Here is a 9,074-nt window from a genome sequence, read left to right as displayed (position 1 = left end):
CTTTCGGGACATCAGACGTCCCGAAAGTGGCTTTCGCGACACCTTCGATCCCCCTCCATCACAGCCACCTTGCCGACGCGGCCGTGACACGTTGTCGATCGGCTCGACAACCCTCACCGTCGCCGACCCACGCAGACCGTCCCGTCGGGGACGTCATCCCATCCGCGCTCTGGAGGCCCGGCCGTGCCGATCTCGTTCCCTCACCCCTCCCGCCGGCTGCTCGCCGCGGCGGTGGCGACCGTCCTCGCCGCCGGTCTGCTGACCGCGCTGAGCGGCAGCCCGGCGAACTCCGCCACCCCGGCGGCGTCCGACGACTCGTTCTACACCCCGCCGTCCCCGCTTCCGGCGGGCAAACCGGGCGACATCATCCGCTCGCGGATCTCGAAAGCCGGTCCGCGTAAGGATTCCGTCAACGCGTGGCAGGTGATGTACCTGTCGACGGACGCCCTCGGACGGCCGGACGCGGTGACCGGGACGGTGCTGGTGCCGAAGAACGTCGACCCGGCGAAGGCACCGATCGTCTCGTTCGCGGCCGGTACGCACGGTCCCGCGTTCGACTGCACGCCGTCGAAGATGATCGACATCGGCGCGTTCTACGAACAGTCCGGTCTCGACGACGCGCTCGACGCCGGATACGCCGTCGCGCTCACCGACTACGAGGGCTACCGGCAGGACCCGAAGACGACGTACGTGGTCGGGCGTTCGGAAGGCCCGGCGGTGATCGACGCGGTCCGCGCCGCTCAGCGTTTGCCGGAGGCGAAACTGTCCACCGACGCCAAGGTGGCCTTCCGCGGATACTCGCAGGGTGGCGGAGCGGCGGCCTGGGCCGGTGAGCTCCAGCCCGTCTACGCGCCGGAGCTGAACCTCGTCGGCGTCGCCGCCGGTGGCGTGCCCGCCGATCTCGTCCAGGTCACCCTGCAGCTCGACGGGAAAGCGGGTTTCGGCGTCTTCGCCTACGCCCTCGTCGGCCTCGACAACGCGTACCCCGAGCTGAAGCTGGACTCGTTCCTCAGCGACAACGGCCGCGTGAAGCTCGCGGAGATGCAGAAGAGCGCGTGCACGTTCGAGCTGCTCACCACCTACGCGAACCAGAAGATCGCCGACTACACGACCAGTGCCGGATACGTCCGGCCGGAATGGGTCAAGCGGCTCAACGAGAACAAGCTCGGCGGCACACCGCCCAAGGTCCCGGTGTTCCTCTACCACGCCACCCAGGACCAGCTCGTGCAGTTCGCCCAGGCCGACGCCCTGCACAAGGCCTACTGCGCCGCCGGGGTCAAGACGACCTGGAAGACCTTCGAAACCGACCACATCACGGCGGTCTACACCGGCAACGCCGACGTCCTGACCTTCCTCAAGGACCGGGTCGCGGGCGTCCCGGCGACGTCGAACTGCTGAGCCCGCGGTGCTCAGAACCGCCCCCGCGTCCTTTGTGGACGACGCGGCGGCCGGCGGCGCGCGGACCGGGAAGCGGCGTGAGCTGCTCCGGTTCGCCACCGTCGGCCTCGCCGCGTTCGGCCTCACCCTCGGGACCAACTACGGGCTCAAACTCACCGTCCTGCAAGAGAAACCGGTCACGGCGCTGGCGATCGCGACCGTCGTGGCGACGGCCTTCGCGTACTTGCTTTCCCGGCGCTGGGCATTCCACACCCGCGGCGGCAGGCGACGGCTCCACGAGGCGACGCTGTTCTTCGCCGTCAACGCGATCGCCGTGACGATCAATCTGTGCCCGCCGCTGATCTCGCGGTACGTCCTGCGTCTCGAAGTCCCCGAAGTCAGCTTTCTCGCCCAGGAGATCGCCGACTTCGTCAGCGGGATGCTGCTGGGCACCGCGGCGGGGTCGGCGTTCCGCTGGTGGGGCTACCGGCGCTGGGTGTTCCCGGTCGCCGGGGCCCGTCAGACGTCCGCGGGGCGCAGCCGTTCCGCACGCAGCGCCAGCTCGATCCGCAGCCGCTGATCCGGATCGTCCAGCCGCTCGCCGAACAGCTCCGCGAGCCGCCGCAGGCGTGCCCGCACCGTCTGGGGGTGCACGGCGAGCTGCCGGGCGATCTCGGGCGCGCTCCCCCGCGTCTGCACCTGCGTGAGCAGGGTCGCCGACAGCTCGTCGTGCTGCTTCGGCGCTAGCCCCGACAGAGGTTCCAGCGCTTCTCCGGCCAGCCGATCCAGCAGGAACTCGTCGGCGAGCAGCAGCAGCGTGGTGAGGTGCTCCTCGCACCACAGCACCGGCCCGACCGTGGTGATCAGCCCCCGCCGGGCCAGCTCGGACGCGCGGCGCGCGATCCGGAACGATTCGGCGGCCTGGTCCGCCGGGACCGGCACCCCGACCGTCGCCGACCAGCCGGACGGCAGTTCCCGCAGACCGTCGAGATCGGCTTCGGGACAGGCCACCAGGGCACCGGGCGCGTCGGACACGAAGTCCGCGGGCACCGCCGAGGGCAAGAGGCCCGACGGGAAGGCGGGCGCACCCGGTTCCGAGACGAAGACGACGGCGGTGACGCGAGGCGGGATCCGCCAGCCGATGGCGACGGCGAGCGCTCCGGCGTCGGCCTGGGTGTACCCCGCCCCGGCGGTCAGCAGCCGGAACAGCCGGGCCCGCTGCTCCGCGGGCCCTGTCGATTCGGCCTGCGCGGCGTTGTATCCGTCCGTGAGCGCCATCGTCACCTCGACGACGTCGCCGAAGAGGCATTCCGCCGCGCCGTAGAGGACGTCGCCGGACAGCTGGAGCTGACGGCCGGCCGCGGCGATCGCACGCCACAGCACCCGGCTCGTGACCCTGAACGCCGCCTGCGCGGCCTCGCGGCTGAGGCCCTGATGGAACGCGAGCCTGCCCTGCGCGCGGAAATCCGCCAGCAGGTCGTTCTGCAGCAGTTCGGGGACGCCGACCCGGTCGATGGCGCGTTCGATGCCGCGCCTGGTCAGCTCGACGGCCGCCGCGCGGGCCTCGCTGTCACTGAACACTTCGGCGCATTCACCGATCTCGGACACCACGCCTTCGACGCAGTGCCGGGCGATCGCCGGGATCCGGGGACGGACGGCGTCACCGAGTTCCCTCGGCAGACGTGCCCACAACGCGCCAACGGGCTGCCAGCTCACGTGTGCGTTCTCCCGCTGTTGAGTAGGCCGACGATTACGGGCACGAATTCCCTTTCGTCCGCGCGCCACCGGCGCACTCGAATGCACGGAGCGTAGGACCGGCGCCACATCCGTGTCAAAAGCCGCCACACCGAAACGCCCGTCCGTGTCACGAACGCCGGGTATCGCGACTTTCCGTCATCAATTCAACGTCACATTCGCGGTACACACCGTCGGCCGATCCAGTAGAAACACTCCGGCACCCGTTCCCGTCGATCCGACGCGGTTGTGCAAAGGGATTCATGTTTCCCTCCCCCGGTTCGAAGAAATTCAAAGGTGGTCTTCGTGGTCCAGTACCGCAGTTTCGGCATGCTGGCGACGCTGCCGCGTTCGCTCGGCGAAGAACTGCGTCCGTATACCGGGCACGCCGCCGCGGCCATGATCAAGCAGGTGCAGCGGTCGGTCGCCGCGTACTCGCAGCCGTTGCGCGGCGTCTTCGGCCGCGTCCTGGTCGTTTCTTGCGAGCGGGCGGTGCGGCACTACGTCGACTGCATCGGCGACCCGGACCTGCCCCACGACCGCTGGATCGACTTCTACCGCATGCGCGGGCGGATCGAGTTCACCGAGGGCCGGAGCCTGGAACCGTTGCACGACAGCGCGACCATCGGCGCGCGGACGGCGTGGCGGGCGATGCGGCCCATCGTGCGCGGGCTCGGCGTCGGCCCCGGCGTCATCGCGCTCGCGGCCGAGTCCGTCTTCGTCTACGTCGACGAACTGTGCGCCACGGCGATCGAGGGGTACCAGGAGGCGGAGGCCAAGGCGGCGGGCGCGATCCCGCTCCGGCGCCGCCGCCTGCTGGAGCTGATCGCCCAAGCACCGGAAGGGTCCGCGTGCAGTATCGCCAGCCTGGCCGACGGCGCCGGCTGGCGGGTTCCGGGGACCGCGGCCATGGTCGCGCTTCAGCGCTCGCCTGGCGCGCCGGAGTTCCCCGCCCACCTCTTGGCCGAGACGGTGCTGCTCGACCTCGATTCCGCCGAGCCGTATCTGCTCACCGCGGATCCCGACACCGATCTCGCTCCGCTGAAGGACGCGCTGGACGGCTGGCGGGTGGCGGTCTCCCCCGTGGTTCCGCTCGCCGACGCCCCGGCCGCCCTCCGCACCGCCCGCCGCGCGCTCCTGCTGACCAGCGACGACGCGCCCGGCCCGGTCATCTGGTGCCGGGATCACCTCGCGACGCTGTGGCTGCTGGCCGAGGACTTCCTCGGCGCCGAGATGGCCAAGCGGAGCCTCGACCCGTTCACCTCGCTGAGCGAGAAACAACAGGAGCGGCTCAGCGAAACCCTGCTGGCGTGGCTGGAGACCCGCGGCGGGGCGCCGGAGATCGCGCAGCGGCTGGGCGTCCATCCGCAGACCGTGCGGAATCGCCTCCGGCAACTGGAAGAACTGTTCGGCGACCGGCTCAGGGACGCCGACGACCGGCTGGGCATGCAACTCGCCCTGCGCGCGCAGCGGCTTATGCGCGCGCTCCGCCGCGACGACGGGACGCCAGGGAACTGACCCGCCGGACCCGTCGTTCCGGTGGCCGCACGGTGGGCAGCACCCAGCGGAGGCCGCGGCGGGCGCGGTTCGCCCTCGGCTGGTCTACATGGAAGTCCGCCCGGCAGGCCATCGCTTTTCTCCCGGTGGTGACGGGTGTTTACCGACGCTTTCCTGAATACCGGGACGGTGGGAGAATGTCGATGCGGAATAGTCCCGCCGTCACGGTTTTGGCATCCGGATCGGGGTCCGAACCGAAATTCTTGTCATCCGGGTGGCAATTGCCGGACGTGTCCGGCGACACGCTGACGGAACCGCCGTTCTCCACGTTATTTTGACGCCTGACCACGGAAAGGCGGGACATGGCCCTCGAAGCGCGCACACTGACCCTGCACGGGCAGGAAATCCGGCTGCGGGAATACCTCCCGTCCACAAAGGACACCATCGGTGAACCGCTCGTGCTGCTGCATGGGATCTCGGGCAGCGGTGAGACCTGGGTCCCGTTGCTCGAGCACTTCGAGCGGACCGGGTTCGGGCGCCGCGTCCTCGTCCCCGATCTTCCCGGCCACGGTGCTTCGGGGTCGCCACGGGCCGACTACGGGCTCGGCGCGATGGCCAGCGTGGTCCGCGACGTCCTCGCACTCACCGGACACCGGCACGCGACCATCGCCGGGCACTCCCTCGGCGGCGGGATCGCGATGCAGTTCGCCTACCAGTTCCCCGAGATGTGCGCCCGGCTGGTGCTCGTGGGCAGCGCCGGACTCGGCCCGCAGGTGACCTCGGTGCTGCGCGCGACGGCGCTGCCGGGGGCCAAGCTGACGCTGTCGGCCGCGGTCAATCCCGTCACCGTCGCGATCGCCCACGGGCTCGCCGCGGCCGGCCGCGCGCTCGGCGGGAAGCTCTCCCCCGAGACCCGGGAGCTGACCCGGCACCTCGCGTCGCTGGCCGACCCGGGCAGGCGGCGGGCGTTCCTGTTCATCGCGCGCAGCCTGATCGACCTCCGCGGCCAGCGCGCGAGCGCGATCGACAAGCTCTACCTCGCCCGGGAGGTGCCCACGCTCGTCGTCTGGGGCGCGCACGACCCGCTCATCCCGGTCGCCCACGGCCGGAAGACGGCCGAACTGCTGCCGGACAGCCGCTTGACGGTGTTCGAAAATGCGAAACACTTTCCACATGTGGCCGACCCGGCCCGGTTCGGCGGCGAACTCGAACGCTTCCTCGCCGAGACCACGCCCGCCCGGTTGACCCTGGACGAGGTCGTCGAGGTGCTCATCCGCGCCAGCGAGGCGGCGGAGGCGCTCGAGAAGGTCCCGGAAAAGTTGTCATCCGGGCGCCATCTGAGGCCTGCCTAAATGTCACTCGCCACCGGATCGGACCACCCGTTCGGGTGTAGTCCATCCAGGTGGCCGATCAAGGCCCCACCAGCCGTTGACAGCCCTCTCAGCCGGATTTTATGTTGCGTGAGCCACAAAATCTGGATCGGCTTCACCGTTGAAGAGGCTGATTTTGTTGCCAGCAAGGATAAAAAACATGACCGACTTGGATACCGGATTCTCGCGGCACGATCTGCGGACCGCACGGCCCGACCCCGACGTGCGCCACCCCGCCACCCCGCACCGCCAGCCACCGGGTCCGGTCCAGCGACCGCGCGCCTTCACGCCGGCACCGAGAACCCCAGTGGAGAACCGACCTGTGCGCAGCACCGGCGCGAACGGCCTGTGGGCGTCACTGCCGAGGGACATGGGCGAGCGGTTCCGGCCGCGGGCCGACCCCTTGGCCCGAGCCATCCTCCAGGAGGTGCAACGAGCCGTCCCCGAATACGCGCAGCCGTTGGAAGGCGCGTTCGGACAGATCATCACGCAGGGTATCCGGCAGGCGATCCTGCACTGCCTCGATACCGTCGGTCAGGGGACGGCCCCGCTCGACAAGTGGTCGGCGGTGTTCCGCAACCTCGGCAAGGTCGAGTTCAAGGAAGGCCGCAGCCTCGACTGCCTGCAGACGGCCTACCGCGTCGGCGGTCGCGTCGCGTGGCGGCACGTTTCGGAATTCGGGCAGGCGATCGGAGCGGACGCCGATCTCCTGTGCACCGCGGCCGAGGCGATTTTCGCTTACGTGGACGAGATTTCCGCACTGTCCATCGAGGGCTACACGGCCGCGCAGGAGCGGGCCGCGGGCACCAGGGCGAGACGCAGGCGCAGGCTGCTCGAACTGATGCTCTCCGACCCGCCGTCCTCACCGCAGTCGATCGCGTCCCAGGCCGCCAACGCCCAGTGGGCGCTGCCCGCCGAGGTCACGGTCGTCGCGCTGGAGCGGCGGCCCGGCCCGTCGGACCCCGACAGCGCCGACCTCGACGCCGACGTCCTGGTCGACTTCGAGGGCCCCAAGCCCTGCCTGGTCACCGGCGACCCCGACAAGCACCTGAAGGACCTCGCCGAACGGCTTCCGGGCTGGCGCGCGGTGATCGGCCCGGCCGTGCGGCTCACCGAGGCGCCGCGCTCCCTGCTGTGGGCACGCCGCACGCTGCGGCTGGTCCAGCGCGGGGTGCTGCCGGACAACCCGGTCACGCGGTACAGCGATCACCTGTCCACCCTGTGGCTGCTCGCCGACGAGTTCCTGGTCCGTGAGCTGTGCACGCGCAGCCTCGCCCCGTTCGACGACCTCACGCCGAAGCAGCGGGCACGGCTCGGGGAGACGTTGCTGATCTGGCTGCAATCGCGGGGCAGCGCTCCGGAGATCGCGAAGAAGCTCAAGGTCCACCCGCAGACCGTCCGGTACCGCATGCACCAGCTCATCGATCTCTTCGGCGACCGGTTGAACAACGCCGACGACCGGCTCGACATGGAGATCGCCCTGCGTGCGGAGGCGTTGCTCGCCGACGATTGACCAGCGTTTCCCACTCACAACGAGGTGACGAGGTGACCCGACCGCAGGATGGTCGCAGCGGGGTCGAGGCGACATACGGCCCGCTCCTCACGCCCGCTCGGCCGGGAGGGTCGAGCGGGCGTCCCGTCCAGCTCTGGGCGCTGCTGCCGAGAGAGCTGGCGACCGTGTTCCGGCCGGTGCTGGCCGACGTGGCCGGGGAGGTGGTCCGCGAGATCCAGCGGACCATCCCCGACTACGCGAGGCCACTGGACGGCGCGTTCGGGAAGGCGCTCAAGACCGGCGTTCAGATGGCGTTCCTTCAATTCGTGGAACGGATCGGGAACCCGGAAGCGCCGTCGGAAGACCGCCGGAGCGTGTTCCTGAGCCTGGGTGTCCAGGAATTCCAGCAGGGCCGCAACGTCGACGTCCTCCAGGCGGCGTACCGGGTCGGCGCCAGGGTGACTTGGCGCCGGGTGGCCGAGGCCGGCCGTCGTGCGGGCGTGCCCTCGGCGACCCTGTGCCTGCTCGCGGAAGCCATCTTCGCCTACATCGACGAGCTGTCGGCGCTGTCGGTCGAGGGGCACGCGGAGGCGCGGGAAAAGGCCGCCGGCGCACTGGAACGGCGGCGTCACCGGCTGATGGAGCTCCTGCTCACCGAGCCGCCGTCACCGCCCGAAGTCATCAAGCACGCCGCCGAACTGGCCCGCTGGCAGTTACCGGACCTGCTCGTCGCCATCGCCCTCGACAGGCCTTCGGACGAAACCCCGGCGGCCGCGTCGACGGCGCTGGCCGACTTCGAGAGCACCTCCCCCTGCCTGCTGCTCCCCGCCCCGCGACCGGAGGAACGGGAGCAGTTCGCCGAAGACCTGGCGGGCTGGCGGGCCGCGATCGGTCCCGCGGTCCCTCCCGCCTTCGCCGCGCGTTCCCTGCGGGCGGCCCGGGAGGCCCTGCGGCTCGTCGACTCCGGCGCGCTCGTCGACGAACCCGTGACGTGGTGCGTCGACCATCTTTCGCGTCTGTGGCTGCTCAAGGAACCGTTCCTGGCCGCCGAACTGGTCCGGGAACGGCTCGGCCCGCTCGCCGGGTTGACCGGGAAGCAGCATTCACGCCTGGCCGGGACGCTGCTGGCGTGGCTGGAGACGTGCGGGAACGTCCGCGAGGTGGCCGAACGGCTCGCGGTGCATCCGCAGACGGTGCGCTCCCGCGCCCAGGAGCTGGAGGCGCTGTTCGCGGACGGGCTGCGGGATCCGGAACGGCGGTTCGAGATGATCCTGGCCCTGCGGGCCGCCCCCTCCTGACCCCTGCCCCCTTGGGCGACGTTCATGAAGCCGGGACTCACGTGCTTGAAGCCGTAATTCATGTGCTTGAAGCCGTAACTCATGTGCTTGAAGGCGGATCTCGCGTGCTTGAAGGCGGAACTCACGTGATTGGAGCCGTAACTCGTGTGTGCGGCGTCCAATCACGTGAGATCCGGCCCCAAGCACACGAGTTACGGCTCCAGTCACGCGAGTCACGGCTCCAAGCACGCGAGATCCGTTTCTGATCACGCGAGTTCGGTGCCCCGTCACCCAGGGAGAAGTACATGAAGGCCCCCTTCCTTGCGC

Annotated in this window: 7 protein-coding genes; 6 read left to right on the top strand and 1 reads right to left on the bottom strand. The window is 70.0% G+C overall.

All coding sequences use genetic code 11. The features are described 5' to 3' along the window. Positions 1-183: 183 nt before the first annotated feature. Together ACFWMR_RS41345 and ACFWMR_RS41340 are read left to right on the top strand one after the other, a co-directional pair. On the top strand, positions 184-1,398 hold the full coding sequence (locus ACFWMR_RS41345) for a lipase family protein (protein ID WP_378382341.1): 1,215 nt from the start codon (positions 184-186) through the stop codon (positions 1,396-1,398). Positions 1,399-1,405: 7 nt separating this feature from the next. Further along, a complete protein-coding gene (locus ACFWMR_RS41340) occupies positions 1,406-1,957 on the top strand; it encodes a GtrA family protein (RefSeq protein ID WP_378382339.1) in 552 nt (183 codons plus the stop codon). Here the strand turns inward: ACFWMR_RS41340 and ACFWMR_RS41335 are convergent. Then, the gene (locus tag ACFWMR_RS41335; protein ID WP_378382337.1) at positions 1,897-3,093 is read right to left on the bottom strand and encodes a PucR family transcriptional regulator; all 1,197 of its coding nucleotides are present in this window, start codon (positions 3,091-3,093) and stop codon (positions 1,897-1,899) included. The two genes, ACFWMR_RS41340 and ACFWMR_RS41335, sit on opposite strands and share 61 nt — an antisense overlap. Before the next feature lie 315 nt (positions 3,094-3,408). Here ACFWMR_RS41335 and ACFWMR_RS41330 point away from each other — a divergent pair, with 315 nt between their 5' ends. The 4 genes from ACFWMR_RS41330 to ACFWMR_RS41315 all read left to right on the top strand — a co-directional run bounded on the left by ACFWMR_RS41330 (position 3,409) and on the right by ACFWMR_RS41315 (position 8,768). Next, entirely contained in the window at positions 3,409-4,629 is a 1,221-nt protein-coding gene (locus tag ACFWMR_RS41330) for a helix-turn-helix domain-containing protein (RefSeq protein WP_378382336.1), read from the top strand. Positions 4,630-4,970: 341 nt separating this feature from the next. Next, the gene (locus ACFWMR_RS41325) at positions 4,971-5,960 is read left to right on the top strand and encodes an alpha/beta fold hydrolase (RefSeq protein ID WP_378278229.1); all 990 of its coding nucleotides are present in this window, start codon (positions 4,971-4,973) and stop codon (positions 5,958-5,960) included. A gap of 340 nt (positions 5,961-6,300) precedes the next feature. Beyond that, positions 6,301-7,491 (top strand): helix-turn-helix domain-containing protein, encoded by a 1,191-nt coding sequence (locus ACFWMR_RS41320; protein WP_167406442.1) that lies wholly within the window; start codon positions 6,301-6,303, stop codon positions 7,489-7,491. Between the two features lie 32 nt (positions 7,492-7,523). Continuing rightward, the gene (locus ACFWMR_RS41315; RefSeq protein WP_378382334.1) at positions 7,524-8,768 is read left to right on the top strand and encodes a PucR family transcriptional regulator; all 1,245 of its coding nucleotides are present in this window, start codon (positions 7,524-7,526) and stop codon (positions 8,766-8,768) included. Positions 8,769-9,074 lie beyond the last annotated feature (306 nt).

The sequence above is a fragment of the Amycolatopsis thailandensis genome (assembly GCF_042723255.1).
In the GTDB taxonomy this organism is placed as follows: domain Bacteria; phylum Actinomycetota; class Actinomycetes; order Mycobacteriales; family Pseudonocardiaceae; genus Amycolatopsis; species Amycolatopsis thailandensis.
Note: the sequence above shows the minus strand (reverse complement) of the source record. Positions and strands in the feature narration are given on the sequence as shown.